At 65.3% G+C, this 2,996-nt stretch carries 3 protein-coding genes; 1 reads left to right on the top strand and 2 read right to left on the bottom strand.

Translation table 11 applies throughout. From position 1 onward, the window contains the following. Together AC1D00_RS34255 and AC1D00_RS34250 are read right to left on the bottom strand one after the other, a co-directional pair. A partial coding sequence (locus AC1D00_RS34255; protein WP_477013719.1) for an MFS transporter occupies nucleotides 1–407 on the bottom strand: 407 nt, incomplete at its 3' end. 151 nt (nucleotides 408–558) lie between these two features. After that, complete coding sequence (locus AC1D00_RS34250) at nucleotides 559–1,074, bottom strand: YcgN family cysteine cluster protein (RefSeq protein WP_135172556.1); 516 nt, start codon at nucleotides 1,072–1,074, stop codon at nucleotides 559–561. Nucleotides 1,075–1,368: 294 nt separating this feature from the next. Here AC1D00_RS34250 and AC1D00_RS34245 point away from each other — a divergent pair. Next, nucleotides 1,369–2,996 (top strand): transglycosylase domain-containing protein (locus AC1D00_RS34245; protein ID WP_477013718.1); only part of this gene is annotated, 1,628 nt, incomplete at its 3' end.

Raw genomic sequence — 2,996 nt, 5'->3', positions numbered from 1 at the left:
ATCGCGCACAGCACCGAGCCCGCCACGAACAGGCTGAGCGAGATGATGATCATGGCGCGGCGGCCGTAGATGTCGCTGAGCGTGCCGAACACCGGCGCGACCGCGGTCGAGGCGAGCAGATAGGCCGTGATCACCCAGGACAGGTTCGAGACGTCCTGGAACTGGCGCCCGATGGTCGGCAGCGCGGTCGCGACGATGGTCTGGTCGAGGGCCGCCAGGAACATCGTCAGCATCAGGCTGATCACGATGGTGCGGACCTCGTCGGAGGTCAGCGGCACCGGCGGCGCGATGGACGGCGCGTCATCGACGCTGATGACCTCGCTCGGAAGGCGGGACAGCTCTTCGGCAATGTCGTCGGGCAACGCCTGGATGTCGGCAGAACTGCTCTGCCGGTCGAACTTGTTCATCTCGATCGGAAGCCGTGGGGCGGCGCAACGCCGCGAAGGATTCGTTCTATGCAGCCCAATGTAGACAGCAAAGTTCTTCCCAGGCAGGCACCGCGGCGCATGGGTGCATCCCGCCGCCGGGTCATCCCGAACACGTGATCCGTACGGCGGGTCAGTCCTTCGGACGTCGCTTCAGGCGTGCCCGTTTCGGCAACAGGGCCGGCCATTGCACGATGTGGTCCTCGAGATCCGCATCCGGAATCTCCTCCTCGCTGCCCTCGACCCGGCCGCGCACGGAGACGCCGGCTTCATGCACGGTGTTGGGATCACCTGATACCAGCGGATGCCACCAATACAGGTCGCGCCCCTCGGCGACGAGCTTGTAGCCGCAGCTCGGCGGCAGCCAGTTCAGGGTGCGGACATTGGCCGGGGTCAGGCGGACGCAGTCCGGAACCTTGTCGGAACGATTCGGGTAGTCCTTGCAGCCGCAGGTCCCGGCATCGAGCAGCTTGCAGCCGACATGGGTGAAATAGATGTCGCCGGTGTCCTCGTCCTCGAGCTTGTTCAGGCAGCAGCGGCCGCAGCCGTCGCACAGGCTCTCCCATTCGTCCGCCGACATCTCTTCCAACGTCTTGGTTTTCCAGAAGAATCCTTCCTGGCCTGAAGGTCGTTTGGGAGCTGCGGTCATGCGCCTCAACAAGGGTTCGAAAGAGCTACGGCTGCCCCCATCTAGGGCGTGCGGCTGGGATGCTGCAAGCAACCCCTCCGAGCGGCCCGTAATGACCCGGGGTCAATTAGGCCTGTTGTTCAAAATCGCGAGCCTGACCATTGGTTTATAGGCCCTGCTCGGCTAGAAGGAACAGCAAGTCCCCTCGGACGCGAACCGGGCGCCTTGGGTTTGCCGTAACATTCCCTCAAGACGTCTCGATGCCGCCCCGGCCGGGTGCTTGAACGCTTTCGAACCGAGCCTCAAGGGTTCTAGGTGCGCCAGATCATACCACCGCATTGGAAGCAGAAGGTCCGGAATTTCTTCCTGGACCTCGATGCGCGCATCGACTCCTCGCTGTTCTCCTCGGCCAAGGGCATCCGCGAGCTCTACGAGCGCTACTCGACCTTCATGGACCGCTTCTATGTCGGGCGGTGGAAGCGCTGGGTGTTCATCGAGCCGCTGTCGGAGGCCGCGACCCTCGGCCTCGGCGGCCTCGTCGTGATGCTCACGCTCGCCATCCCCGCCTTCCGCGAGACCGCGGACGAGGACTGGCTGAAGAAGTCCGATCTCGCGGTGAGCTTCCTCGACCGCTACGGCAACCCGATCGGCAGCCGCGGCATCAAGCACAACGACTCGATCCCGCTGGAAGATTTTCCTGACGTGCTGATCAAGGCGACGCTGGCGACCGAAGACCGCCGCTTCTACGAGCATTTCGGCATCGACATCGCCGGCACCGCGCGCGCGCTCGTCACCAACGCCCAGGCCGGCGGCGTCCGCCAGGGCGGCTCCTCGATCACGCAGCAGCTCGCCAAGAACCTGTTCCTGAGCAACGAGCGCACCATCGAGCGCAAGGTCAACGAAGCCTTCCTCGCGGTCTGGCTGGAATGGCGCCTGACCAAGAACGAGATCCTCAAGCTCTATCTCGACCGCGCCTATATGGGCGGCGGCACCTTCGGCGTCGACGGCGCGGCGCATTTCTACTTCAACAAATCCGCGCGCGACGTGACGCTGGCGGAAGCGGCGATGCTCGCCGGCCTGTTCAAGGCGCCGACCAAATACGCCCCACACATCAACCTGCCCGCCGCGCGCGCCCGCGCCAACGTCGTGCTCGACAACCTCGTCGATGCCGGCTTCATGACCGAGGGCCAGGTGTTCGGCGCCCGCCGCAACCCCGCCTTCGCCGTCGACCGCCGCGACGAGGCTTCGCCGAACTACTATCTCGACTACGCCTTCGACGAGATGCGCAAGCTGGTCGACACCTTCCCGAAGTCGTACACCGAGCGCGTCTTCGTGGTGCGCCTCGCGATGGACGCCAACGTGCAGAAGGCCGCGGAAGACGCGATCGAGAACCAGCTGCGCCAGTTCGGCCGCGACTATCACGCGACGCAGGCCGCGACCGTCGTGTCCGATCTCGACGGCGGCATCCGCGCCATGGTCGGCGGCCGCGACTACGGCGCCAGCCAGTTCAACCGCGCCACCGACGCCTACCGCCAGCCCGGCTCGTCGTTCAAGCCTTACGTCTACACCACCGCGCTTCTGAACGGCTTCACGCCGAACTCGATCGTGGTCGACGGCCCGGTCTGCATCGGCAATTGGTGTCCGCAGAACTATGGCCATTCCTATTCCGGCGCGGTGACGCTGACGCAGGCGATCACGCGCTCGATCAACGTCGTGCCGGTGAAGCTGTCGATCGCGATCGGCCAGAAGGAACAGCCGAAGGCGCCGAACCCGGCCAAGATCGGCCGCGCCAAGATCGTCGAGGTCGCCCGCCGCTTCGGCCTCAAGGCGCCGCTGCCCGACACGCCGTCGCTGCCGATCGGCTCGGACGAAGTCACCGTACTCGAGCACGCCGTCGCCTACGCGACCTTCCCCAATCGCGGCAAGTCGGTGACGCCGCACTC

The organism is Bradyrhizobium sp. P2_E8, from assembly GCF_056403875.1.
The sequence above is the reverse complement of the archived record's forward strand: the minus strand, read 5'-3'. Positions and strand labels throughout refer to the sequence as shown.